At 71.4% G+C, this 23107-nt stretch carries 22 protein-coding genes and 1 pseudogene; 11 read left to right on the plus strand and 12 right to left on the minus strand.

Features of this window, described 5'->3' with window-relative positions:
- Positions 1-124: 124 nt before the first annotated feature.
- Positions 125-1096, plus strand: a complete 972-nt coding sequence (locus ACIGW4_RS28845; protein ID WP_399583716.1) for an NAD(P)H-binding protein — start codon at positions 125-127, stop codon at positions 1094-1096.
- Positions 1097-1214: 118 nt separating this feature from the next.
- Positions 1215-1952, plus strand: a complete 738-nt coding sequence (locus tag ACIGW4_RS28850; RefSeq protein ID WP_398712561.1) for a Mut7-C RNAse domain-containing protein — start codon at positions 1215-1217, stop codon at positions 1950-1952.
- 30 nt (positions 1953-1982) lie between these two features.
- On the opposite strand, the gene ACIGW4_RS28855 is transcribed toward ACIGW4_RS28850, so the two are convergent.
- Positions 1983-2468 carry a MarR family winged helix-turn-helix transcriptional regulator gene (locus ACIGW4_RS28855; RefSeq protein ID WP_123458993.1) on the minus strand — a complete coding sequence of 162 codons (486 nt, stop codon included), beginning with the start codon at positions 2466-2468 and terminating at the stop codon, positions 1983-1985.
- A 103-nt stretch (positions 2469-2571) separates the two neighbouring features.
- Positions 2572-3132, minus strand: a complete 561-nt coding sequence (locus ACIGW4_RS28860) for a TetR/AcrR family transcriptional regulator (protein ID WP_123458992.1) — start codon at positions 3130-3132, stop codon at positions 2572-2574.
- A 114-nt stretch (positions 3133-3246) separates the two neighbouring features.
- On the opposite strand from ACIGW4_RS28860, the gene ACIGW4_RS28865 reads away from it, so the two are divergent.
- Entirely contained in the window at positions 3247-4662 is a 1416-nt protein-coding gene (locus tag ACIGW4_RS28865; RefSeq protein ID WP_398712564.1) for an FAD-dependent oxidoreductase, read from the plus strand.
- A gap of 64 nt (positions 4663-4726) precedes the next feature.
- Here the strand turns inward: ACIGW4_RS28865 and ACIGW4_RS28870 are convergent, their stop codons facing one another.
- Complete coding sequence (locus tag ACIGW4_RS28870) at positions 4727-5188, minus strand: hypothetical protein (protein WP_399583722.1); 462 nt, start codon at positions 5186-5188, stop codon at positions 4727-4729.
- Between the two features lie 97 nt (positions 5189-5285).
- Here ACIGW4_RS28870 and ACIGW4_RS28875 point away from each other — a divergent pair, with 97 nt between their 5' ends.
- The 3 genes from ACIGW4_RS28875 (at position 5286) to ACIGW4_RS28885 (ending at position 7462) form a co-directional block, all read left to right on the plus strand.
- Entirely contained in the window at positions 5286-5621 is a 336-nt protein-coding gene (locus tag ACIGW4_RS28875) for a YnfA family protein (RefSeq protein WP_123458989.1), read from the plus strand.
- 65 nt (positions 5622-5686) lie between these two features.
- Positions 5687-6451, plus strand: a complete 765-nt coding sequence (locus ACIGW4_RS28880) for an SDR family NAD(P)-dependent oxidoreductase (protein ID WP_399583725.1) — start codon at positions 5687-5689, stop codon at positions 6449-6451.
- A gap of 141 nt (positions 6452-6592) precedes the next feature.
- A complete protein-coding gene (locus ACIGW4_RS28885) occupies positions 6593-7462 on the plus strand; it encodes an LAGLIDADG family homing endonuclease (protein ID WP_399583728.1) in 870 nt (289 codons plus the stop codon).
- A 57-nt stretch (positions 7463-7519) separates the two neighbouring features.
- Here ACIGW4_RS28885 and ACIGW4_RS28890 read toward each other — a convergent pair whose 3' ends face one another.
- The gene (locus ACIGW4_RS28890) at positions 7520-8713 is read right to left on the minus strand and encodes an RtcB family protein (protein ID WP_398712572.1); all 1194 of its coding nucleotides are present in this window, start codon (positions 8711-8713) and stop codon (positions 7520-7522) included.
- Between the two features lie 174 nt (positions 8714-8887).
- On the opposite strand from ACIGW4_RS28890, the gene ACIGW4_RS28895 reads away from it, so the two are divergent.
- From ACIGW4_RS28895 to ACIGW4_RS28905, 3 genes are all read left to right on the plus strand, one after another.
- A complete protein-coding gene (locus ACIGW4_RS28895) occupies positions 8888-9814 on the plus strand; it encodes a DUF3558 domain-containing protein (protein WP_398712574.1) in 927 nt (308 codons plus the stop codon).
- A gap of 137 nt (positions 9815-9951) precedes the next feature.
- Complete coding sequence (locus ACIGW4_RS28900) at positions 9952-10698, plus strand: DUF3558 domain-containing protein (protein WP_398712576.1); 747 nt, start codon at positions 9952-9954, stop codon at positions 10696-10698.
- Between the two features lie 129 nt (positions 10699-10827).
- Entirely contained in the window at positions 10828-12117 is a 1290-nt protein-coding gene (locus tag ACIGW4_RS28905) for a DUF2637 domain-containing protein (RefSeq protein ID WP_399583733.1), read from the plus strand.
- An 89-nt stretch (positions 12118-12206) separates the two neighbouring features.
- Here the strand turns inward: ACIGW4_RS28905 and lysS are convergent, their stop codons facing one another.
- A complete protein-coding gene (gene lysS / locus ACIGW4_RS28910; RefSeq protein ID WP_123458984.1) occupies positions 12207-13928 on the minus strand; it encodes a lysine--tRNA ligase in 1722 nt (573 codons plus the stop codon).
- 173 nt (positions 13929-14101) lie between these two features.
- On the opposite strand from lysS, the gene argS reads away from it, so the two are divergent.
- Complete coding sequence (gene argS / locus ACIGW4_RS28915; RefSeq protein ID WP_399583736.1) at positions 14102-15868, plus strand: arginine--tRNA ligase; 1767 nt, start codon at positions 14102-14104, stop codon at positions 15866-15868.
- A 63-nt stretch (positions 15869-15931) separates the two neighbouring features.
- On the opposite strand, the gene ACIGW4_RS28920 is transcribed toward argS, so the two are convergent.
- The gene (locus tag ACIGW4_RS28920; protein WP_093878787.1) at positions 15932-16201 is read right to left on the minus strand and encodes a DUF1876 domain-containing protein; all 270 of its coding nucleotides are present in this window, start codon (positions 16199-16201) and stop codon (positions 15932-15934) included.
- Between the two features lie 169 nt (positions 16202-16370).
- Here ACIGW4_RS28920 and ACIGW4_RS28925 point away from each other — a divergent pair.
- Positions 16371-16529 (plus strand): annotated as a pseudogene (locus ACIGW4_RS28925) (DUF4253 domain-containing protein); the annotation flags it as partial.
- A 9-nt stretch (positions 16530-16538) separates the two neighbouring features.
- Here ACIGW4_RS28925 and hemB read toward each other — a convergent pair.
- The 6 genes from hemB to ACIGW4_RS28955 all read right to left on the minus strand — a co-directional run bounded on the left by hemB (position 16539) and on the right by ACIGW4_RS28955 (position 23080).
- Positions 16539-17543 carry a porphobilinogen synthase gene (gene hemB / locus ACIGW4_RS28930; RefSeq protein WP_399583739.1) on the minus strand — a complete coding sequence of 335 codons (1005 nt, stop codon included), beginning with the start codon at positions 17541-17543 and terminating at the stop codon, positions 16539-16541.
- Positions 17544-17677: 134 nt separating this feature from the next.
- Positions 17678-19348 (minus strand): uroporphyrinogen-III synthase, encoded by a 1671-nt coding sequence (locus tag ACIGW4_RS28935; protein ID WP_398712585.1) that lies wholly within the window; start codon positions 19346-19348, stop codon positions 17678-17680.
- Positions 19345-20331, minus strand: coding sequence for a hydroxymethylbilane synthase (gene hemC / locus ACIGW4_RS28940; protein ID WP_123458980.1), 987 nt, complete (start codon positions 20329-20331; stop codon positions 19345-19347). The genes ACIGW4_RS28935 and hemC overlap by 4 nt, the downstream gene beginning before the upstream one ends.
- Positions 20328-21683 (minus strand): glutamyl-tRNA reductase, encoded by a 1356-nt coding sequence (locus ACIGW4_RS28945; protein WP_123458979.1) that lies wholly within the window; start codon positions 21681-21683, stop codon positions 20328-20330. Before ACIGW4_RS28945 ends, hemC begins: the two co-directional genes overlap by 4 nt.
- Positions 21680-22486 carry a redox-sensing transcriptional repressor Rex gene (locus ACIGW4_RS28950; protein WP_123458978.1) on the minus strand — a complete coding sequence of 269 codons (807 nt, stop codon included), beginning with the start codon at positions 22484-22486 and terminating at the stop codon, positions 21680-21682. The genes ACIGW4_RS28945 and ACIGW4_RS28950 overlap by 4 nt, the downstream gene beginning before the upstream one ends.
- Before the next feature lie 297 nt (positions 22487-22783).
- Positions 22784-23080 carry a glutaredoxin family protein gene (locus ACIGW4_RS28955; RefSeq protein ID WP_399583745.1) on the minus strand — a complete coding sequence of 99 codons (297 nt, stop codon included), beginning with the start codon at positions 23078-23080 and terminating at the stop codon, positions 22784-22786.
- Positions 23081-23107: the final 27 nt, after the last annotated feature.

The raw sequence follows: 23107 nt of genomic DNA on the forward strand, positions 1-23107 counted from the left end.
CGGGGACGGTACCCCAGGTTTTTTCAGGGTTGACGGACGAGGCACAACCACGGATATTTATCTGCGGAACACAGAGAATGCGTGAGACAGAGAGCGCTCTGCGCAGAGAAATCGGGAGTCCCCCATGACCGTCCTCGTCACCGGAAGCCGCGGCCGTGTCGCCGCCACCCTGTTCGGCCTGCTGGACGCCGCGGGCGTCAGGGCCAGGGCCGGATCCAAGAACCCCGCGGACCTCGCCCCACCACCGGGCGTGGACACCGTGCGCTGCGATCTCACCGATCCGGCCACCTTCGACACCGCCCTGAAAGGCGTCGAGGCCGTCTTCCTGTACGCCGAGGCCGCGCACGTCGGCACCTTCGCCGACCGGGCCCGGGCCGTCGGCGTCGAGCACGTCGTCCTGCTCTCCTCCAGCTCCGTCCTCGCCCCGGACGCCGAGGAGAACGCCGTCGCGGCCTCACACCTCGCGGTCGAGCGCGCCCTGTCGGCCGCCGCGGAAACCGGCGCCTTCGAGGTCACCCACCTCAGGCCGGGGGCCTTCGCCACCAACGCCCTGCAGTGGGCACGGTCGATCAAGGACGGCCACGGCCCGGCGCTGCCGTACCCGCACGCGTACGGCGACCCGATCCATGAGCGGGACGTCGCCGAAGCCGCCTTCGCGGTGCTCACCGAGCCCCGGCTGCGCGGCTCCTCGTACGTGCTGACCGGCCCCGAGTCGCTGGACTTCACCGATCAGCTGGCGATCCTGGCGGAGGTGACGGGCCGCCCGGCGCCGTACACGACGGTCACGCCCGAGGAGTGGAAGAACTCGGTGGCGGGCTTCGTCCCGGAGCCGTTCGCGGACGCCCTGCTCTCCTACTGGTCCTCCCACGACGGCCGCCCGACCCCCCTGACCAGAACGGTGAAAACCCTGACGGGCCACGAGCCCCGCACGTTCACCACCTGGGCGAAAGACCACGCAGACGCCTTCCGCCCCGTTGTGGGCAGTCGTTCCGCCGGGGCAAGGGGGGTCCCCCCTGCTCGAGCGAAGCCGAGAGCTTGGGGGAGGGTGGGCACAACGGACCCGCGCCCTGCCGGCGCCAGAGGCTCCCGCGCCTGAACCCGCGCCGACGTACACGGCGCACACGTGGCACGAGCCCAGGCCCAGGGGACCAAGGCCCCCCGGCCAGGACCGAATTCCCTGGCCGCCACCCAAGCCTCGATGCCATCCTGTCCCCGTGAACGGACCGCAGATCCAGATCAGCTTCGCCCCCGCCCTCCACCTCTTCGTCCCGGCGGACCGCCGCTCCGGCCGGACCCTCCTGACCACCGACGGCACCTCGTCGCTCGGCCATGTCGTGGAGTCACTGGGCGTGCCGCTCACCGAGGCCGGCCGGCTCCTGGTGGACGGGCGGCCCGTCGACGCCTCGCACGTCCCCGGCGCGGGCGAGACCGTCGAGGTGGAGGACGTGGTCCGCCCGCAGCCGGTGCCGGGCGCACCGCTGCGGTTCCTGCTGGACGTACACCTCGGCACGCTGGCCCGGCGCCTGCGACTGCTCGGCGTGGACGCGGCGTACGAGAGCGAGGACATCGGCGACCCCGCCCTCGCCGCGCTCTCCGCGCGCGAGCGGCGCGTGATGCTCTCGCGGGACCGCGGCCTGCTGCGCCGCCGCGAACTGTGGGCGGGGGCCTACGTCTACAGCGACCGGCCGGACGACCAACTCCGCGACGTACTGGAGCGGTTCGCGCCGCCGCTGGCGCCCTGGACCCGCTGCACGGCGTGCAACGGGGAGCTGAGTGACGCCGACAAGGACACGGTGCGCGAGCGTCTGGAGCAGGGCACCGAGAAGACGTACGACGTGTTCGCCGAGTGCGTGGAGTGCGGCAGGGTCTACTGGCGCGGCGCGCACCACGCGCGCCTGGAGGCGATCGTCTCCGACGCGGTGAGGGAGTTCGGCGGGGCGACGACCCGCTGAAGGACGCCGGCCGGGAGGCCCCCCGCCCCGTCAGCCGAGATCGCCCCCGCGCAACCGCTCGACCTGCGCGGCACTGACCTCGACGGTGCGTCGCATGTGGGCGATGAGCAGCGCGACCTCGGCGTCGCTGTAGACGTCGAACATCGTGCCCCAGGTGCTGTTGAGCTTCCGCCAGAGCTCGCCGAGCTCCGCCATGCGCTCGGGGACGAGCGCGACCAGGACCCGGCGCCGGTCCTCGGTGTCGCGCTCACGGGTCACGTAGCCGGCGCGTTCGAGCCGGTCGACGAGGCGGGTGGCGGAGCCGGTGGTGAGTCCGGTGAGCTCGGCGACGCGCCCGGTGGTCACCGGACCTTCCTCCAGGCTGAGGAGGTTCAGGCACTGCACGTCGGTCGGGTGGAGCCCCAGGTGGTCGGCGACGGCCTGGTTGAACAGGGCGTAGGCGGCCATGTAGCGGCGGGCCTCCCCGTACAGCTCGCTCATGAGCGCCTCGCGCCGGACGGAACTCTTCTGCGTCATGCAGAGATTGTACGGCTCAGGCAGTCACGCGTCACGAACCGAACCGAACCACCCGCCCCCTCAGGGCACCTCGCCCACCCCTTCAGGGCGCCCCGCCCGCCCCTCAGGGCTCCTCGGCCGTGAGGTAGCGCTGCACGGTGGGCCCCAGCCAGGCCACGATCTCCTCGGGGGTCATCTCGACGGCCGGCGGCAGGCGCAGCACGTAACGGGCGAGCGCCATGCCGAGGATCTGGGAGCTGACGAGCGCCGCCCGGCGCGGGGCGTCGGCCGGGTCGGGGCAGACGCCCCGGGCGACCGGCCCCACCTGCTGGGCGAAGATCGCCTGGACGCGCGCGGCCCCGGCCTCGTTGGTGACGCCCACCCGCAGCATCGCGGTGAGGGCCTCGTCGTGCTCCCAGCGCTCCAGGAAGTGCGTGACCAGGACGACCCCGAGGTGCCGGGCGGGGACGGCACCCAGGTCGGGCAGGCCGATCTCGATCTCGGAGGCGGCGGCGAACAGCTTCTCCTTGTTGCCGTAGTAGCGCATCACCATCGAGGGGTCGATCCCCGCGTCGCGGGCGATGGCCCGGATGGTGGCGCGCTCGTATCCGTCGGAGGCGAAGCGCTCGCGGGCGGCCTCCAGGATGGCGGCCCGGGTGGCGTCGGAGCGGCGGACGGTCATCATGCCAACAACTGTAGGCCAACATGTGTTGACACGCCATCAGGGCCGCCCTAACGTTGCCAACAAGCGTTGACCAACAGTTGTGGGCAAACGATCGTGGGCACCCTGGAGGCAGCCATGAGCACCACGGACACGGACGTACTCGTCATCGGCGCGGGCCCCACCGGGCTCCTGCTCGCCGGAGACCTCGCCACCGCCGGCATCGACGTCACCCTCGTCGAGCGCCGCCCGCACGGCCTGGGCAACATGACCCGCGCCTTCGGCGTCCACGCCCGCACCCTGGAGCAGCTCGACGCCCGCGGCCTCGCGGACGAACTCCTCACCACCGGCACCACCCTGACCACCGCACGGCTCTTCGGCCGCCTCGACCTGGACCTGAGCCGGCTGCCCACCCGCTTCAACCACCTGCTCGTCACCCCGCAGTACGAGGTCGAGCGCCTCCTGGAACGCCGGGCGGTCGCCGCGGGCGTCACCTTCCGGTACGGGACGGAGCTGCGCGGACTGCGCCAGGACGCCGAGGGCGTCACCGCCGAACTCACCGAACCCGACGGCGCCCCGCTCGCCCTCCGCGCCCGCTACCTGGTCGGCACGGACGGCGTCCGGAGCTCTGTCCGCACCGCCCTCGGCCTGCCCTTCCCCGGCCGGTCCGTGATCCGCTCCATCGTCCTCGCCGACGTGCGCCTGACCGAGGCTCCCACCGACTCGTTCACCGTCGTCGGCTCCGGGGACACCTTCGCCTTCCTCGCCCCCTTCGGCGACGGCTGGTACCGGGTGATGGGCTGGACCCGCACCCGCCAGGTCGCCGACAGCGAGCCCGTCGACCTCGACGAGGTCCGCGAGATCGCCCGCAAGGCCCTCGGCACCGACTACGGCATGCACGACGCCCGCTGGATCTCCCGCTTCCACAGCGACGAGCGCCAGGCCCCCGCCTACCGCGTCGGCCGCGCCTTCCTCGCCGGAGACGCCGCCCACGTCCACTCCCCCGCCGGCGGCCAGGGCATGAACACCGGCCTCCAGGACGCCGCCAACCTCTCCTGGAAGCTCACCGCCGCGCTCCGCGGCGAGACGCCCGACGCCGAGGCCCTCCTCGACAGCTACCAGTCCGAGCGCCACCCCGTCGGCGCCACGGTGCTCCGCAGCAGCGGCGCGATCGTCCGCCTCGCGATGGCCCACACCCCGCTCACCCGCGCCCTCCGCTCCCTCGCCGCCCGTTTCCTGAACGCGGTCCCGCCCGCCTCGGCCCGCGCCATGGACACGCTCAGCGGCATCGGCATCTCCTACGCCCCCGCGCCGGGCGCCGGACGCCCCTCGGGCCGCCGCGCACCCGACGCCCACCTGCGCGAAGGACGGCTCTACGAGCTGCTCCGGCAGGGCGAGTTCGTCCTGATCGCCCCGGAGGGAGCGACCCCGGCCCTGCCGGCGACCGCTCCCGTCACCCCGAAGCACCTCGTGCGGGCCACCTGGACGGACCCGGCGAAGAAGGCCGCGGTACTGGTCCGCCCGGACGGGTACGTCCACTGGGCGAGCAACTGAGGATCAGGCCCGCCCCGGCTCAGAAGACACCGGCCCGGAAGCCGCCGGCCCGGAAGCCACCGACTCAGAAGACATAGGGATCCCCGGTGGCGAGCACCAGCACGCGGTGCCGGTCGTTCCGGGGATTCCGATCGGCCACCCCGTCCCGCCAGGCCGTGGTGACCTCGACCGTCATCTCGTCCGGAAAGGCCGCGGTCCGCAGGTCGAGCGCCAGCTCACCCACGCCGCCCGCGGCCCGGAGCATGCCCGTCCGGCAGGACACCACCCGGTCGCTGCTCCACAGACAGGCCGGCGGCAGCTCCTGGCCGCCCGCCATCGGCGCGGAGAAGGCGAGCCGGACCGTCGCCTGGGGGATGTCGGAGGGCCCGTGGTTCTCGCTCACCAGCCAGACCCCGACCCTCCCGTCCCAGAGGGAGACATGGCCGTGATGGGACAGATCCGCCTCGCTCCCGCCCGCCACCGGACCCACGGCGCCGGCACTGGTGCCCACGCCCACCACGACGGCCGCGAGAGCGACCCCGAGCACACCTTTCCTCAATCCACGCATGTCCACAAAATACCCAGCAATCTTCACATGTTCTGACAACTCATCAGTCCGCGTGTCCCATGACACCCTGCCCCCCATGTCGATCGCCCGCTCCATCGCCCTGTTCGTCCTCGCCGCCCTCTTCGAGATCGGCGGCGCCTGGCTCGTCTGGCAAGGCGTACGGGAACACCGCGGCTGGATCTGGATCGGCGCGGGAATCATCGCCCTCGGCACCTACGGCTTCGTCGCCACGCTCCAGCCCGACGCCGAGTTCGGCCGCGTCCTCGCCGCCTACGGCGGAGTGTTCGTCGCCGGCTCCCTCGCCTGGGGCATGGCCGCCGACGGCTACCGCCCCGACCGCTGGGACGTCATCGGCGCCCTGATCTGCCTCGCCGGCATGGCCGTGATCATGTACGCCCCACGAGGCCGCTGACCCACGCCCCCACCTATCCTGACCGGGCGACCGACACAATCGACCACCCGCGCGAGGAGCACGCCATGTCCGCCCCCGGTACCCCCATCGCCGTCATCACCGGAGCAAGCAGCGGAATCGGCGCCGCCACCGTCCGACAGCTGGCCGCCGCCGGCTACCGCGTGGTCCTCACCGCCCGCCGCAAGGACCGCATCGAGGCCCTCGCCGCCGAGATCAACGAAGCCGGCCACCAGGCCACCGCCTACGCCCTCGACGTCACCGACCGCGCCGCCGTCGACGACTTCGCCACCGCCTTCCGCACCCTCGCCGTCCTCGTCAACAACGCCGGCGGCGCCCTCGGCGCCGACCCCGTCGCCACCGGCGACCCCGAGGACTGGCGCCGGATGTACGAGGTCAACGTCCTCGGCACCCTCAACATGACCCAGGCCCTGCTCCCCGCCCTCACCGCGAGCGGCGACGGCACGGTGGTCGTCCTCTCCTCCACCGCCGGCCACTCCACCTACGAGGGCGGCGCCGGCTACGTCGCCGCCAAGAACGGCGCCCGCGTCCTCGCCGAGACCCTCCGCCTGGAGATCGTCGGCACCCCGGTCCGCGTCATCGAGATCGCCCCCGGCATGGTCAAGACCGACGAGTTCGCCACCACCCGCTTCCGCGGCGACGCCGAGAAGGCGGCCAAGGTCTACGCCGGCGTCGCCGAACCCCTCACCGCCGACGACGTCGCCGACACCGTCACCTGGGCCTGCACCCGCCCCCCGCACGTCAACATCGACCTCCTGGTGGTCCGCCCCCGAGCCCAGGCCTCCAACACGAAGGTCCACCGCGAACTCTGACACGTCCGGGTGAACGCCTCCGAACACCCCGCCGCCGGACGAACCCACGACCTACGGTCGAAACAACTCCATACAGAACGGCCCTCGGCAGGGATTGCAGTCCCAGCCGAGGGCCTCACCAGCAGGAAGGTACGTCTTCCCATGGCTGAACAGGACCCTAGCGCGCCCGCACTGTTCGACGTCAGTGCCCTCACGCCCAACACGCCCGCCTTCATGGATCTCGAAGACCCTGAGTACGCCTACATGTTCGGCTTCCTGCAAGCCGACGGACACCTGGCACGCGGCACGGGCCAGAAGGGCAGGCTGAGCGCCGAGATCAACGCGCGGGACATCCACATCCTCTACGAGTTCCAGCGCCTGACCCCGTACTACAGCTCCGTCACGGAACGGGTCCGCAGCACCAACTTCGCCGAGCAGCACCACTCGGCCACGTGGACGCTGTGCGCGCTCGAAGCCAGGAGCATCATCAACGAGCTCGGAATCCCCTACGGCAAGAAGTCACGGACCATCCGGCCACCCCGCGTCCAGTTCTCCCGGCGCGACTACCTCCGCGGCGTCATCGATGCCGACGGCTCGCTCGGCTGGGACTCAGAGGGAGTCCCGTTCCTCTCGTTCACGTCGGCCAGTACGGCCATGGCCGCGTACCTGTGCCACTACACGAAGAAAATCACGGGCGCCGAGCGCATCGCCCGCCGCAACACCCGCGACCAGGTCTACGTCATCACGTACTTCAAGGAGCAGGCGCAGCAACTCGCCGAGCACCTCTACTACCCCGGCTGCCTCGCCCTGGAGCACAAGAAGGCCAACGCAGCAGCGATCCAGACCTGGGTGCGTCCGGCAGACATGAAGTGCGCACCACCTCGCCGACGCTGGACCGCCGCAGACGACCGCGAACTGCTGCGACTCGGCGATCCCGCCGCCGCAGCCATCGCGCTCGACCGCACCGAGCAGAGCTGCTACATGCGGCTGTGGCGTCTCCGCACGGGCCAGACACCCATGCCCGCCCAGTAAGCCCACGCGAAGCTCAATGACGGGGTGCCGCGCACGGCACCCCGTTCTCCTTCCGTCTCAGCCCTTCACACAGATGACCTGCTTCAGCTTGGCGACAACCTCCACCAGGTCCCGCTGCTGCTCCATCACCTGCTCGATCGGCTTGTACGCGCCCGGGATCTCGTCCACGACGCCGGAGTCCTTGCGGCATTCCACGCCCCGCGTCTGCTCCTCCAGGTCCCGCGTCGAGAAGCGCCGCTTCGCCGCGCTCCGGCTCATCCTCCGGCCGGCCCCGTGCGAGGCCGAGTTGAACGAGGCCGCGTTCCCCAGGCCCTTCACGATGTACGAGCCCGTGCCCATCGAACCCGGGATGATCCCGAACTCTCCAGAACCCGCCCGGATCGCGCCCTTCCGCGTGACCAGCAGGTCCATGCCCTCGTACCGCTCCTCCGCCACATAGTTGTGGTGGCAGGAGATGACCGGATCGAAGGTCACCCTGGCCTTGCGGAACTCCTTCCGGATGACCTCCTGGAAGAGCGCCATCATGATCGCGCGGTTGTGCTTCGCATACTCCTGCGCCCAGAAGAGGTCATGCCGATAGGCCGCCATCTGCGGGGTGTCCGCGACGAAGACCGCCAGGTCGCGGTCGACGAGACCCTGGTTGTGCGGAAGCTTCTGCGCCTGGCCGATGTGGTACTCGGCGAGTTCCTTGCCGATGTTCCTGGAGCCCGAGTGCAGCATGAGCCACACCGAACCGGACATGTCGACACATAGCTCGACAAAATGATTTCCTTGGCCAAGGGTTCCCATTTGCGTAACGGCCCGCTCCCGCCGGAACTTCACCGCGTCCGCGACCCCGTCGAACCGCGACCAGAAGTCGTCCCACCCCGCCGTCGGGAACTGGTACAGCCGCTTCGGGTCCACCGCCTCGCGGTGGAGGCCCCGGCCCACCGGAATCGCCTGCTCGATCTTCGACCGCAGCCGGGACAGGTCGCCCGGCAGGTCGTTCGCCGTCAGGGAGGTCTTCACCGCCGACATGCCGCAGCCGATGTCCACCCCGACCGCCGCCGGACAGACCGCGCCCCGCATCGCGATCACGGACCCGACCGTCGCGCCCTTGCCGTAGTGCACGTCCGGCATCACGGCGAGGCCCTTGATCCACGGCAGCGTCGCCACGTTCTGCAGCTGCTGCATGGCGCCGCCCTCGACCGAGGCGGGGTCGGCCCACATCCTGATCGGCACTTTCGCGCCCGGTACCTCTACGTACGACATACTTCCTCGATTCCCCCGAAAAGACTGATAACGCAAAAACCGGAGCCAAAGCCCGTACAGGTGACAGGGGACCGGCATCAACGGCAGCGTGTGCGATAGACATTGTGTCCATCGGCCGGGTTCGCGCGGCAAACAGTTTTCGGGAAAGACTTCGGGTGAAGGGAGCCTGGGACCGTGCAGCGAAAGAGGTACGCACCCGGCCGCACCGGGGCCGCGGCTCGCACCGCCGTCGTCCTCGCACTCGGCCTGGGCCTGGGGACCGGCCTCACCGCGTGCTCCGCCGGCACCCCCGCGGACGACGTCGCCGTCGACGCCAAGGCCGGCCAGGCCGCCGCCCCCGTCGCGCCCCCCGGCCGCTACCGCACCCTCTTCGAGGCCTGCGGCGCCGTCCCGCAGGCCACCCTCAAGGACCTGCTCCCGGGCGCCGCCGCGCTGCCCGACGCCGAGCGCGACAAGGCGTACCGGGGCGTCGCGGCCGTCACGTACGACACCGACCGGCGCGTCGGCTGCGCCTGGAAGGCCGACACCCCGGACACCTCGCACCGGCTCTCCCTCGACATCGAGCGGGTGGTGTCGTACGACGCGGCCGTCAGCGACGACGACCGGGCCCAGGAGGTGTACGTCCGCAAGCAGCTCGCGGCGGGCATCCCGGTGCCCGCGGCGCCGCCCACCGCCACGGGGACCCCGACGGATCCGGCGACGGGCGCGCCGTCCGCCACGGGCGAGGCGGCCGAGAGCACCGCCGCCCTGGCGGGCAAGGCGCCGTCGACGGGCGCCCCCACCACGGGCGCCCCCGCCGGGACCTCCAGCGGTGCCCCCACGGGCTCCGCGACGCCGGGCGCCGGCTCGGCCGCGACCGGCCTGGAGCCCCGGGTCCTCGAAGGCCTGGGGGACGTCGCGTATCTCGACGACGTCCTCAGCACGGTCGGTGCGAACAGTCACCAGCGTGCCGTCAGCGTGGTCTTCCGCACATCCAACGTGATCGTGACGGTCTGGTACCGGGAGCAGACCACGGGTTCGGTCGAGCCCCCCGACAGCGCGGAACTGCAGGAAAAGGCCCGGAATCTGGCCCGGCAGCTCGCCGACCGGCTGGAGGAGTAGCCGTCCGCATCCGCTCCGTGAGCGGACGGCGACCACGTAACGTGTCGGCGTACCCGTGGCCGTATCCATGGCCGTGTGCCCGTGGCCCCGGCCGACGGGCCGTCGGCCGGACCGTACGACAAGCGACTGAAGGAACCATGCAGCGATCAGCTCCGCGAACGCGACTCACCCGCATACTCGCCTGCGCCGCCGTCCCGGTGATGCTCGTGGTCGCGGGATGCTCCTCGGACTCCGGCGACTCCGGCGGCTCCGGCAAGACGCAGGGGCAGGACAAGACGTCGGCGTCGGCGTCGGCGACCCCGTCGCCCTCGCAGTCGACGAAGACGGTGGAGCCGGCGAGGTTCGCGAAGCTGCCGGAGGTCTGCAAGTCGATCTCCGCGAAGACGACGGCGTCCCTGGTGCCCAAGGCGAAGACGAAGAGCGGTACGCCGGCCGTCTCCAGTGACCTGACCAGCCGTGGCGGCTGCTCGTGGAACGGGCTCGACGACAAGGGCGTGAAGGGTTCGCAGTACCGCTGGCTGGACGTGTCCTTCTACCGGTACGAGTCGGACGCCTCGCTCGGCAGCGGTCAGGAGCGGGCGCAGGAGAACCTCGCGAAGGAGCTCGCGAAGGTCCAGGGGACTCCGGGCGCGAAGAAGGTCCAGACCTACACGGCCACGGGTATCGGCGACGAGGCGAAGACGGTCACGTACCAGCTGCGGAAGACGGACGAGGACTTCGTGTACACGTCGATCGTGGCGCGTACGGGCAATGTGCTGGTGCTGCTGTCGTACAACGGTGCCGGTTACGCGGGTGCCGAGACCCCGTCGCAGAAGACGATCACGGACGGTGCGGCGAAGGCGGTCAAGGAGGCCGTCGCTGCGGTCGCCGCGGCCAACAAGTAGTCACAAACCAGCGCAGGGTGGCACATTCGCGCGGAGCCCGTCCCTCCCCCGGGGGCCGGGCTTCGTTCACATGTGCCACTCTGTGCGCGCCGGATGTCGAATGACGGGAGGGGATCGCGGGTGGCCGCGATGCAGCTGACACGCACACACCGAATACTCATCGGCCTCGTCATCGGCGGTGCGCTGATCATCGCGGGGATCGGTTTCGCGGGTTCGTACGCCGCCGTGCGCGAGCTCGCCCTGCAGAAGGGCTTCGGCACCTTCTCGTACTTCTTCCCGATCGGGATCGACGCGGGCATCTGTGTGCTGCTCGCTCTGGATCTGCTGCTGACCTGGTTGCGGATCCCATTCCCGCTGCTGCGGCAGACCGCCTGGGTGCTGACGGCCGCGACGATCGCCTTCAACGGCGCGGCGGCGTGGCCGGACCCGCTGGGCGTGGGGATGCACGCGGTGATCCCGGTGCTGTTCGTGGTGGCCGTGGAGGCGGCGCGGCACGCGGTGGGCCGGATCGCGGACATCACGGCCGACAAGCACATGGAGGGCGTCCGGGTCACCCGCTGGCTGCTGTCTCCGGTGCCGACGTTCCGGCTGTGGCGCCGGATGAAGCTGTGGGAGCTCCGTTCGTACGAGCAGGTCATCAAGCTGGAGCAGGAGCGGTTGATCTACCAGGCCCGGCTGCAGGCGCGGTTCGGGCGGGGGTGGCGGCGCAAGGCTCCGGTGGAGGCGCTGATGCCGCTGCGGCTGGCCCGGTACGGGGTGCCGCTGGCGGAGACGTCTCCGGCGGGACTGGCGGCGGCGGGCATCGAGCCGGCGGTGCTCCCCGCGGGGTCTGCCCAGCCGGTTCCGGCGCAGGCGGTGCCGCTCGCGCAGGCACAGCAGCCGGCGGCCCTGCAGGCTCAGCTTCCGGCGCAGGCGCAGGCGCAGGGGCCGGGTCAGGTGGCCGGTCCGGGTCAGGTGGCGGGTCCGGGTCAGGTGGCGGGTCCGGGTCAGGCGCAGGGGCCGGGTGGGCCGGTGAATCACGAGAGTCCGTGGTTCGACGCGCCGCAGGTCTCTCCGGAGGCGTACGAGGGCACGTACAACCCGCAGATCGTGGAGGGCCTCGAGCCCATGCCGGTCCCGGTGCCGCAGGGGCCGGAGGATGTTCCGCCGCCGGGTCCGGAGGAGTTCGTGCCGTACCCGGAGTACGTGGAGCAGCCGGAGCCGCAGGCCAACGAGTTCGAGGACGTGGTCTACAAGGTCATGGGGTCGTACGTGCTGGAGCACGAGCGCTTCCCGGCCGAGGACGAGCTGGCGCAGCTGGTGGCCGAGCAGTACGGCATGCCGGAGTTCCCGGCGTCCGACATCGATCTGCTGCGGCAGGCGGTGCCGGGGGCACAGGAGCGGGTCCAGCGGGCGAGGGCCGACGTGGACGCCCCGTAGGACACGAGGTGCGCGGCTGAAAGGGGCCGCCGTCCGGATCTCTCCGGGCGGCGGCCCCTTTCACATGCTCAGGTCACGCGCTCGTGCGCTCACGCGCCGAGCAGCTTGCGCACCCGCTCCGCGCCCACCGCGAGCAGCAGGGTGGGCAGGCGGGGGCCCGTTTCGCGGCTGACGAGGAGCTTGTAGAGCAGGGCGAAGAAGGCGCGCTGGGCGAGCTTGAGTTCCGGGGTCGGCTTGGCCTCGGGGTCGAGTCCGGCCATGACCTTCGGGACGCCGTAGACGAGGGTGGTGAGTCCGTCGAGCGACCAGTGGGTGTCGAGGCCCTCCAGGAGGAGGCGGAGGGATTCGCGGCCCTCGTCGTCCAGGGAGCCGAGGAGCTCGGTGTCGGGCTCCTCGCGGACGATGGTGCGCTGGTCGGCCGGGACCTGGTTGGTGATCCAGTTCTCGGCGCGGTCGAGGCGCGGGCGGACCTCGTCGAGGGAGGTGACCGGGTTCTCGGGGTCGAGTTCGGTGAGGATCCGCAGGGTCTGCTCGTCGTGGCCGGCGGTGATGTCCATGACGGAGGCGAGGGTGCGGTACGGGAGCGGGCGCGGGGTGCGGGGCAGCTCGCCGGCGGCGGTGCGGGTGGCGCGGGAGTGCGCGGCGGCGTCGGCGGGCAGGACGGAGCCGTCGGCGACCTTGGCCTCCAGCTTGTCCCACTCGTCGTAGAGCCGCTGGATCTCCTGGTCGAAGGCGATCTTGAAGGACTGGTTCGGCCTGCGGCGGGCGTAGAGCCAGCGCAGGATCTGGGGCTCCATGATCTTCAGTGCGTCGGCCGCGGTGGGCACGCCGCCCTTCGAGGAGGACATCTTGGCCATGCCGCTGATGCCGACGAAGGCGTACATGGGGCCGATGGGCTGGACGCCGTCGAAGATGCGGACGATCTGGCCGCCGACCTGGAAGGAGGAGCCGGGCGAGGAGTGGTCGACGCCGGAGGGCTCGAAGATGACGCCCTCGTAGGCCCAGCGCATGGGCCAGTCGACCTTCCAGACCAGCTTGCCGCGGTTGAACTCGCTGAGCTTGACGGTCTCGGAGAAGCCGCAGCTCGTGCAGGTGTAGGCGAGCTCGGTGGTGTCGTCGTCGTAGGAGGTGACGGTGGTGAGGTCCTTCTCGCACCGCCCGCAGTAGGGCTTGTACGGGAAGTAGCCGGAGGAGCCGCCGGAGCCGTCGTCCTCGGCGGCGGCGCCGGAGCCCTCCTCGGCCTCCAGCTCAGCCTCGTCGACGGGCTTCTGGGACTGCTTCTTCGGGGCCTTCTTCGTCCGGTACTGGTCGAGGATGGCGTCGATGTCGCCGCGGTGCTTCATCGCGTGCAGGATCTGCTCGCGGTAGGTGCCGGAGGTGTACTGCTCGGTCTGGCTGATCGGGTCGTACTCGACGCCCAGCTCGGCGAGGGACTCGACCATGGCGGCCTTGAAGTGCTCGGCCCAGTTGGGGTGGGGCGAGCCGGCGGGGGCCGGGACGGAGGTCAGCGGCTTGCCGATGTGCTCGGCCCAGGAGGCGTCGATGCCCTCGATGCCGTTCGGCACCTTGCGGTAGCGGTCGTAGTCGTCCCAGGAGATGAGGTGCCGGACCTCGTACCCGCGGCGGCGGATCTCGTCGGCGACCAGGTGCGGGGTCATGACCTCGCGGAGGTTGCCGAGGTGGATCGGGCCGGACGGGGAGAGGCCGGAGGCGACGACGACCGGTTTGCCAGGCGCACGTCGCTCCGACTCGGCGATGACCTCGTCCGCGAAACGGGAGACCCAGTCGGTCTCGGTGCTGCTCTGAGCCACGGTCGGTACGTCCTTCTTCCTGAGGGGTTCTGCCTGTCAGCCCTACGAGGACCATTCTCCCAGACGGAACGACACTCTCCGAGGTTGTCCACAGGCGGGGAAATCACGTTGCGCCGTCATGGGACACTTGACAAGCGAATTAGACCTGACGAACTCAACAGGAACGGAAGCTCATGGCCTCGGTCCCTTCCCTCGCTTCGACCGTGCAGCAGCGCCTCGCGGACGGCCTCTCGGCGGCTCTGCCGGACGCCGCGTCCGCCGACCCGCTGCTGCGACGAAGCGACCGGGCCGACTTCCAGGCCAACGGCATCCTGGCGCTGGCCAAGCAGCTCAAGGGCAACCCGCGCGAGCTGGCGACGAAGGTCGTCGAGGCGATCCCGGCCAATGACGTCCTGAAGGAGATCGAGGTCTCGGGCCCCGGCTTCCTGAACATCACGGTGACGGACGCGGCGATCGTCGACACCCTCGCGGCCCGCGCGGCGGACGCGCGGCTCGGCGTGCCGTTCAACGAGTCGGCGGGCACGACGGTCATCGACTACGCCCAGCCGAACGTGGCCAAGGAGATGCACGTCGGCCACCTGCGGTCCGCCGTGATCGGCGCGGCGATGGTGGAGATCCTGGAGTTCACCGGCGAGACGGTGGTGCGGCGCCACCACATCGGCGACTGGGGCACCCAGTTCGGCATGCTCATCCAGTACCTGATCGAGCACCCGCACGAGCTGGACCACTCGTCGGAGGCCGAGGTCTCCGGCGAGGAGGCCATGTCGAACCTGAACCGGCTGTACAAGGCCTCGCGCGCCCTGTTCGACTCGGACGAGGAGTTCAAGACGCGGGCCCGGGCGCGCGTGGTGGACCTCCAGGCGGGCGACGAGGAGACCCTGGCGCTCTGGCAGCGGTTCGTCGACGAGTCGAAGATCTACTTCTACTCGGTCTTCGACAAGCTGGACATGGACATCCGGGACGGCGACGTCGTCGGCGAGTCCGGGTACAACGACATGCTGGCGGAGACCTGCCGCATCCTGGAGGAGTCGGGCGTCGCGGTCCGCTCCGAGGGCGCGCTGTGCGTGTTCTTCGACGACGTGAAGGGCCCGGACGGCAATCCGACGCCGCTGATCGTGCAGAAGTCCGACGGCGGCTTCGGTTACGCGGCGACGGACCTGTCGGCGATCCGGGACCGGGTGCAGAACCTGAAGGCGACCTCCCTGCTGTACGTGGTGGACGCCCGTCAGTCGCTGCACTTCAAGATGGTCTTCGAGACGGCCCGCCGGGCCGGCTGGCTGAACGACGAGGTGAAGGCCGTCCAGCTGGCCTTCGGCACGGTCCTGGGCAAGGACGGCAAGCCGTTCAAGACCCGTGAGGGCGAGACGATCCGGCTGGTGGATCTGCTGGACGAGGCGATCGACCGGGCGACGGCCGTCGTCGAGGAGAAGCGGGAGAAGGTCGGCCTCACCGACGAGGAGGTCGTGGAGAACGGCCGTTACGTCGGCATCGGTGCGGTCAAGTACGCGGACCTGTCGACCTCGGCGGTGCGGGACTACAAGTTCGACCTGGACCAGATGGTCTCGCTGAACGGCGACACGTCCGTGTACCTCCAGTACGCGTACGCGCGGATCCAGTCGATCAAGCGGAACGTCACGGACGCCGAGCCCGCCGCCCACCGGGAGCTGGAGCTGGCCCCGGCCGAGCGCGCGCTCGGTCTGCACCTGGACCAGTTCGGCGCCACCCTGGCGGAGGTCGCCGAGGAGTACGCGCCGCACAAGCTGGCCGCGTACCTGTACCAGCTGGCCTCGCACCTGACGGCCTTCTACGACCAGTGCCCGGTCATGAAGGCGGAGACGCGGGAGCTGAAGGAGAACCGCCTCTTCCTGGTGGACCTGACGGCCCGCACGCTCCACCAGGGCATGGCCCTGCTGGGCATCCGGACGCCCGAGCGCCTCTGACCCGCCCGGTACGAGGCCCCCGGTACGGCGCGCCGTGCCGGGGGCCTCGTCGTCGCCGTGCCGTCAGCGGATTTCGTGCGAGGTCCGGCCGGACACCTCGTCGATCTCCTTGTGGGCCTTCTGGAGGAGCTGCGAGGCGAGGTCCATGAGGGCGCGTGCGCCGGCGATCTCCTCGCCCACCCGCAGCTGGTCCGGGTCGGAGGGGTGGCGGTTCGCGGTGCCGTGGGCCCGGAACTCGGTGCCGTCGCCGAGCCGGACCATGGCTGCGGCCCGTGTCCGGTCGCCCTCCTCCTGGAACTCCATCTCCACGTGCCATCCGACGAGCGTGTGCATCATGAGGACCACCTCCACCGAGGTACCTGTCGGCTACCACTCCAGGGTGCGCCGCCCGGTGCCGCCCCACCACTTGCCCCGTTGTCAGTCGCCGGCCCTGCCTTCTGGTCATGGCGACGATCCCGAACCGGCTGCCCGGGCTCGTGTCCGACCCGGTCGGCCGTTCCCGGTGGCGGCACCGCCCCGGACCGTGGAGGAGGCCGAGGCGGTGGCGGCGGAGCACTTCGCGTTCTGCCCGGGCAACATCACGCAGGGGACCTGCGGCACCCTGCGCGAGTACGCCCACCGGGCCCTGCTGGACACGCCGGTGTGGTCCTTCTGGTGGGACCGGCCCCGGCTATCCGCGTCCGGCGGACAGGTTCCGGGCGACCTCGGTGGCCCAGTAGGTGAGGATCATCTGCGCGCCGGCGCGGCGGATGCCGGTGAGGGTCTCCAGGATCGCCTTGTCGCGGTCGATCCAGCCCTTCTCGGCCGCCGCCTCGACCATCGCGTACTCGCCGCTGATCTGGTAGGCGGCGACGGGCACGTCGACGGAGGCGGCGACCTTGGCGAGCACGTCCAGGTAGGGGCCGGCCGGCTTGACCATGACCATGTCGGCGCCCTCCTCCAGGTCGAGCGCGAGCTCGCGCATCGACTCGCGGAGGTTGGCGGGGTCCTGCTGGTAGGTCTTGCGGTCGCCCTTGAGGGAGGAGCCGACGGCCTCGCGGAAGGGCCCGTAGAAGGCGGAGGAGTACTTCGCGGTGTACGCGAGGATCGCCACGTCCTCCTTGCCGATGGTGTCCAGGGCGTCGCGGATCACGCCGACCTGGCCGTCCATCATCCCGGAGGGGCCGACGACGTGGACGCCGGCGTCGGCCTGGACCTGGGCCATCTCGGCGTAACGTTCCAGCGTGGCGTCGTTGTCGACGCGGCCCTGGGCGTCCAGGACGCCGCAGTGGCCGTGGTCGGTGAACTCGTCCAGGCACAGGTCCGACATGATGACGAGGTCGTCGCCGACCTCGGCCCTCACGTCCCGGATGGCGACCTGGAGGATCCCGTCCGGGTCCGTGCCGGCCGTCCCGGCGGCGTCCTTCTTCTCGTCGGCGGGCACACCGAAGAGCATGATCCCGGAGACCCCGGCCTCCAGCGCCTCCACGGCGGCCTTCCGCAGGGTGTCCCGGGTGTGCTGCACGACCCCGGGCATGGCCTGGATCGGCACGGGCTCGGTGATCCCCTCGCGCACGAACGCGGGCAGGATCAGGTCGGCGGGATGCAGCCGCGTCTCGGCCACCATCCGGCGCAGGGCGGGCGTCGTCCGCAGCCGCCGCGGCCGCGCCCCGGGAAAGGATCCGTACGAGTTCATGAATCCGAGGCTACGCCCGCGCACCCCGTGCCCTTACAGACACGTTGTGGGCATACCGGCGCCCTGTGCGTACGCGCGGGGTGCGGGCCCGTGAACCGGACCCGCACCCCGGGAAACCGCCGTGCCCGAAGCGGCTACGTCGTCCGACGCCGCCGCGCCCCCGGCCGCCGCTCCGACGGCCGCGTCACCGGATCCCCCGCCTCCAGCGCGGACTCCCGGCGCCGGAGGCCGAAGTCCGCGAGGGCCTCGGCGAGCTTGTGGACGGACGGCTCGGGCGAGAGGACGTCGACCCGCAGGCCGTGCTCCTCCGCCGTCTTGGCGGTGGCGGGACCGATGCAGGCGATGACCGTCACGTTGTGCGGCTTGCCAGCGATGCCGACGAGGTTCCGCACGGTCGAGGAGGACGTGAAGAGCACGGCGTCGAAGCCGCCGCCCTTGATCGCCTCCCGCGTGTCCGCCGGCGGCGGCGAGGCCCGCACGGTCCGGTAGGCGGTGACGTCGTCGACCTCCCACCCGAGCTCGATCAGGCCCGCGACCAGCGTCTCGGTCGCGATGTCGGCGCGCGGCAGGAAGACGCGGTCGATCGGGTCGAAGACGGGGTCGTACGGCGGCCAGTCCTCCAGGAGGCCCGCGGCGGACTGCTCGCCCGACGGCACGAGGTCCGGCTTCACGCCGAAGTCCACCAGGGCCGCCGCGGTCTGCTCGCCCACCGCCGCGACCTTGATCCCGGCGAAGGCGCGGGCGTCGAGCCCGTACTCCTCGAACTTCTCCCGTACGGCCTTCACCGCGTTCACCGAGGTGAAGGCGATCCACTCGTACCGGCCGGTGACCAGGCCCTTGACCGCCCGCTCCATCTGCTGCGGGGTGCGCGGCGGCTCGACGGCGATCGTCGGCACCTCGTGCGGCACGGCGCCGTACGAGCGCAGCTGGTCGGAGAGCGACGCGGCCTGTTCCTTGGTGCGCGGCACGAGGACCCGCCACCCGAAGAGGGGCTTGGACTCGAACCACGACAGCTGGTCCCGCTGCGCCGGGGCGCTGCGCTCGCCGACCACGGCTATGACGGGCCGGTGTCCTTCGGGCGAGGGGAGGACCTTGCCCTGCTTGAAGACCTGGGCGATGGTCCCGAGGGTCGCCGTCCAGGTGCGCTGGCGGGTGGTCGTGCCGGCGATGGTGACGGTGAGCGGGGTGTCCGGCTTACGGCCAGCCGCCACCAGCTCACCGGCCGCCGCGGCGACCGAGTCCAGGGAGGTGGACACGACGACGGTCCCGTCCGAGGCACCGACCTCGGTCCAGCACCGCTCGTCGGCGGTGCGGGCGTCGACGAAGCGCACGTCGGTGCCCTGCGCGTCGCGCAGCGGCACACCGGCGTACGCGGGCACGCCGACGGCCGTGGCGACGCCGGGGACGACCTCGAAGGGGATGCCCTCGGCGGCGCAGGCGAGCATCTCGGCGCCCGCGTTCCCGTCGAGGCCGGGGTCGCCGGTCACCGCACGGACGACCCGCCTGCCGCCCCGCGCGGCCTCCATGACAAGATTGGCGGCATCCCTCAACACGGGGACACCGGCGGTTGTTGACGTCTCGTCAATGACCGTCAGCTCAGGCGTGCTCACCCCCGCGCGCGCATGGCCGCGAACGACCTCGAGCACCTCCGGCTCGGCGATCAGGACGTCCGCCCCCGCGAGGGCCTCGACGGCCCTGAGGGTCAGCAGTCCGGGGTCGCCCGGTCCTGCGCCGAGGAACGTGACGTGCCCGTGGCCCGCGAGGGCCGGGGACAGCGGGCTGGTGGTCGGGCTGGTGGGGTTCAAAGTGCTCGCTCCCCCATAAGACCGGCCGCACCCTTGGCGAGCATCTCGTCCGCGAGTTCGCGTCCGAGCGCCAGGGCCTCGTCGTGCGAGGTGGGTACGGGTCCGGTGGTGGACAGCTGCACCAGCGTCGAGCCGTCGGTGGTGCCGACGACGCCGCGCAGGCGCATTTCGGTGACAACCTGCCCGTGACCGGGGTCGTCGGCCAGCAGGTCGGCCAGCGCACCCACGGGTGCGGAGCAGCCGGCCTCCAGGGCGGCGAGCAGGGATCGCTCGGCGGCCACGGCGGCCCGCGTGTGCGGGTCGTCGAGGGGCGCGAGCGCGGCGACGAGTTCGGTGTTCGACGCCAGGCATTCGACGGCCAGGGCCCCCTGGCCGGGGGCGGGCAGGACGGTGTCGACGGACAGCGGCTCGGCGGTCAGGCCGTCGAGGAGTTCGTCGGTCCCGCCGATGCGGTTGAGTCCGGCCGCGGCCAGGACGACCGCGTCCAGCTCGCCCTTGCGGACGTAGCCGACGCGGGTGTCGACGTTGCCGCGGATGGGGACGCAGGTGATGTCGAGGCCGTGGTTGCGCGCGTGGGCGTGCAGCTGTGCCATTCGCCGCGGGGAGCCGGTGCCGACCCGGGCGCCCGCGGGCAGCCGGTCCAGCGTCAGGCCCTCGCGGGCGATCAGCACGTCGCGCGGGTCCTCGCGGCGGGGGATCGCGGCCAGCACCAGGTCGGGGTGCTGGGTGGTCGGCAGGTCCTTCAGGGAGTGCACGGCGAAGTCCACCTCGTCGGCGAGCAGCGCGTCGCGCAGGGCGGCGACGAAGACGCCGGTGCCGCCGATCTGCGCCAGGTGCTCCCGGGAGGTGTCCCCGTACGTCGTGATCTCCACGAGCTCGACGGGCCGGCCGGTCAGCTGCCGGACGGCGTCGGCCACGTGCCCGGACTGGGCCATGGCGAGCTTGCTGCGCCTGGTCCCGAGCCTCAGTGCCCTCTCGGTCATACTCGCCCTCGGTTCTTGACGTCGGCGTCATTCAGGTCGGCCCGGCTGACAGAAGCCACCGTCTCCGGGTCGAGGTCGAAGAGTGTCCGCAGCGCGTCCGCGTACCCGGCGCCGCCGGGCTCGCTGGCCAGCTGCTTGACCCGCACGGTCGGCGCGTGCAGGAGCTTGTCGACGACGCGGCGCACGGTCTGGGTGATCTCGGCGCGCTGCTTTTCGTCGAGGCCGGGGAGGCGGCCTTCCAGGCGGGCGACCTCGCTGGCCACCACGTCGGCGGCCATGGTGCGCAGGGCGACCACGGTCGGGGTGATGTGGGCGGCGCGCTGGGCGGCGCCGAAGGCGGCGACCTCGTCGGAGACGATGCCGCGGACCTGGTCGACGTCGGCGGCCATGGGCGCGTCGGCGGAGGCCTCGGCGAGCGACTCGATGTCGACGAGCCGGACGCCGGGGACGCGGTGGGCGGCGGCGTCGATGTCGCGGGGCATGGCGAGGTCGAGCAGGAAGAGCGGGGTCGTACGGTCCTGTACGGCGTCCTCGACGGCCTCGCCGGTGAGGACGAGTCCGGTGGCGCCGGTACAGGAGACGACGACGTCGGCACGTGTCAGTTCGTCGCCGACGGCAACCATCTCGACCGCGTGTGCGGCGACCCCCGTGCCCCCGGGCTCGGCCAGGATCTGCGCGAGGCGCTCGGCGCGGGCCAGGGTGCGGTTGGCGATGACGATCTCGGAGACGCCGGAGCGCGCGAGCGTCGCGGCGGCGAGCGAGGACATCGAGCCGGCTCCGATGACGAGGGCCTTCTTGCCCTTGGCCCAGGTCTCGACGGGCGTGTCCTGGGCGAGCTGCTCCAGGCCGAAGGTGACGAGCGACTGTCCGGCCCGGTCGATCCCGGTCTCACTGTGGGCGCGCTTGCCGACCCTCAGGGCCTGCTGGAACAGGTCGTTGAGGAGCCGGCCGGCGGTGTGGAGGTCCTGGCCGAGGGCGAGGGCGTCCTTGATCTGGCCGAGGATCTGGCCCTCGCCGACGACCATGGAGTCGAGTCCGCAGGCCACCGAGAAGAGGTGGTGGACGGCCCGGTCCTCGTAGTGCACGTAGAGGTAAGGGGTGAGCTCGTCCAGGCCGACGCCGCTGTGCTGGGCGAGGAGCGTGGACAGCTCGGCGACACCGGCGTGGAACTTGTCCACGTCGGCGTAGAGCTCGATGCGGTTGCAGGTGGCCAGGACGGTGCCCTCGGTGGCCGGTTCGGCGGCGAGGGTGTCCTGGAGCAGCTTGGCCCGGGTGTCCGCCGACAGCGCGGCCCGCTCCAGGATGGAGACCGGGGCGCTGCGGTGGCTCAGTCCGACGACGAGGAGGCTCATGCCGGCATCACCGCGGGGACGTCCCCGTCGGGTCCCTTGCGGCCGGTGTCGCCCGTGGCGCCACGGGGGGCCGGCGGCGCGACGACCGCGGCGGCCTCGGGCTCGGCGTCCGTGGCGGGGCCCTCCTCGGCGCTCGTCTCCTCGCCGGCCTTGCGCTGCTCGTGGAAGGCGAGGATCTGGAGCTCGATGGAGAGGTCGACCTTGCGCACGTCCACGCCGTCGGGCACGGAGAGCACGGTCGGGGCGAAGTTCAGGATGGAGGTGACTCCGGCGGCCACGAGCCGGTCGCAGACCTGCTGGGCGACGCCGGCCGGGGTCGCGATGACGCCGATGGAGACGCCGTCCTCGCTGATGATCTTCTCGAGGTCGTCGCTGTGCTGGACGGGGATCCCGGCGACCGGCTTGCCGGTCATGGCGGGGTCGGCGTCGATGAGCGCGGCGACGCGGAAGCCGCGGGAGGCGAAGCCGCCGTAGCCGGCGAGCGCGGCGCCGAGGTTGCCGATGCCGACGATCACGACGGGCCAGTCCTGGGTCAGACCGAGCTCGCGGGAGATCTGGTAGACGAGGTACTCGACGTCGTAGCCGACACCGCGGGTGCCGTACGAGCCGAGGTAGCTGAAGTCCTTGCGCAGCTTCGCGGAGTTGACCCCCGCAGCGGCCGCGAGCTCCTCGGAGGAGACCGTGGGTACGGAACGCTCCGAGAGCGCGGTCAGTGCGCGCAGATACAGCGGAAGCCGGGCGACGGTGGCCTCGGGAATTCCTCGGCTACGGGTCGCCGGTCGGTGAGTTCGGCCAGTTGCCACGGTGCTCCTGCGGGATGAGCGGGGCTGCAGGCGGCCATACGTCCCAAGACCGCCCCGTCGAATGCAGGCTATGTCTTTGTGAACGCGTGCACAAAGATGGTGTCCGTTTTGTCCGCCCAAAGTGACCGGGGTCACGCGGCCGGTTCGTATCGTCGCGGAACCGCGGAGCGCGTGGGAGCGTTGATATCCCGAAGGGGGCAAAGCCGCACACACTCCTCACGACGCCGCCCCCGGAACCCAACAAAACGTCCACGATGGTAACCGTCTTCCGGTCACGCACCCGGTCCGCGCTTCCGGTCAGGCGCCCAGTTCGCGCCGGAGCCGGCCGGCGTCCACACGCCAGAAGGTGTGCTGCTCGCCGTCGATCAGGACGACGGGGATCTGCTCCCAGTACGCCCGGTGGAGCTCCTCGTCCCGGGTGATGTCCTTCTCCTCCCAGGAGGCCCCGGTCTCCGCGCAGACGGCCTCGATCACCGCGCGGGCGTCGTCGCAGAGATGGCATCCCGGCTTGCCGATCAGGGTCACCACGCGCGAGGCGGCGCCCTTCCCCGACCCGGCGTCCTTCTTCTTCGCACGTCCGAACATGACGCCCATTCTGGCCCGCCGTAACAGGGGGGTCCC

The organism is Streptomyces sp. NPDC053513, from assembly GCF_044544765.1.
GTDB classification, from domain to species: Bacteria; Actinomycetota; Actinomycetes; order Streptomycetales; family Streptomycetaceae; genus Streptomyces; species Streptomyces litmocidini.

Bases quoted from the DNA above. Each gene is read 5' to 3' on its own strand.
- ACIGW4_RS28845 (WP_399583716.1), top strand. From the start codon at position 125: ATGACCGTCCTCGTCACCGGAAGCCGCGGCCGTGTCGCCGCCACCCTG.
- ACIGW4_RS28855 (WP_123458993.1), bottom strand. From the start codon at position 2,468: ATGACGCAGAAGAGTTCCGTCCGGCGCGAGGCGCTCATGAGCGAGCTG.
- ACIGW4_RS28860 (WP_123458992.1), bottom strand. From the start codon at position 3,132: ATGATGACCGTCCGCCGCTCCGACGCCACCCGGGCCGCCATCCTGGAG.
- ACIGW4_RS28865 (WP_398712564.1), top strand. From the start codon at position 3,247: ATGAGCACCACGGACACGGACGTACTCGTCATCGGCGCGGGCCCCACC.
- ACIGW4_RS28875 (WP_123458989.1), top strand. From the start codon at position 5,286: ATGTCGATCGCCCGCTCCATCGCCCTGTTCGTCCTCGCCGCCCTCTTC.
- ACIGW4_RS28880 (WP_399583725.1), top strand. From the start codon at position 5,687: ATGTCCGCCCCCGGTACCCCCATCGCCGTCATCACCGGAGCAAGCAGC.
- ACIGW4_RS28885 (WP_399583728.1), top strand. From the start codon at position 6,593: ATGGCTGAACAGGACCCTAGCGCGCCCGCACTGTTCGACGTCAGTGCC.
- ACIGW4_RS28890 (WP_398712572.1), bottom strand. From the start codon at position 8,713: ATGTCGTACGTAGAGGTACCGGGCGCGAAAGTGCCGATCAGGATGTGG.
- ACIGW4_RS28900 (WP_398712576.1), top strand. From the start codon at position 9,952: ATGCAGCGATCAGCTCCGCGAACGCGACTCACCCGCATACTCGCCTGC.
- ACIGW4_RS28905 (WP_399583733.1), top strand. From the start codon at position 10,828: ATGCAGCTGACACGCACACACCGAATACTCATCGGCCTCGTCATCGGC.
- argS (WP_399583736.1), top strand. From the start codon at position 14,102: ATGGCCTCGGTCCCTTCCCTCGCTTCGACCGTGCAGCAGCGCCTCGCG.
- ACIGW4_RS28920 (WP_093878787.1), bottom strand. From the start codon at position 16,201: ATGCACACGCTCGTCGGATGGCACGTGGAGATGGAGTTCCAGGAGGAG.
- hemB (WP_399583739.1), bottom strand. From the start codon at position 17,543: ATGAACTCGTACGGATCCTTTCCCGGGGCGCGGCCGCGGCGGCTGCGG.
- hemC (WP_123458980.1), bottom strand. From the start codon at position 20,331: ATGACCGAGAGGGCACTGAGGCTCGGGACCAGGCGCAGCAAGCTCGCC.
- ACIGW4_RS28945 (WP_123458979.1), bottom strand. From the start codon at position 21,683: ATGAGCCTCCTCGTCGTCGGACTGAGCCACCGCAGCGCCCCGGTCTCC.
- ACIGW4_RS28955 (WP_399583745.1), bottom strand. From the start codon at position 23,080: ATGGGCGTCATGTTCGGACGTGCGAAGAAGAAGGACGCCGGGTCGGGG.